This is a genomic window from Seonamhaeicola marinus (genome assembly GCF_008085455.1).
In genome coordinates, this window is record NZ_VSDQ01000628.1 from 1 (window position 1) to 354 (window position 354).

Genomic DNA, 354 nt, shown 5'->3' on the forward strand with positions numbered 1-354 from the left:
AGATTTGGTGCGTTGCTCACTTCAAATTGATGATATTTTACATACTGAAAATTTCAACCCAAAAACCCATATATCATTAGGCTTAGTTGATGGTAGAAATATTTGGATAAACAATTTTGAAGATTCATTAAAAATTATTGATAAAATAACAACTAAAATACCAGCTGATAAATTATGGATTGCAACATCATGCTCTCTATTACACGTACCGTATGATTTAAATTCAGAAAAAAACATACAACCAGATATAAAACAATGGCTTGCCTTTGCACAACAAAAACTAGAAGAAGTTGTAGCTATAAAACATTTAGCAAGTGCTGATAATAATGATTTTGTTTATTTATTTGAAGAAAA

1 pseudogene is annotated in these 354 nt (G+C 28.0%); it reads left to right on the forward strand.

The annotated features are described in order from the left end of the window. Window positions 1–354, forward strand: a pseudogene (locus FUA24_RS10910) (5-methyltetrahydropteroyltriglutamate--homocysteine S-methyltransferase); the annotation flags it as partial.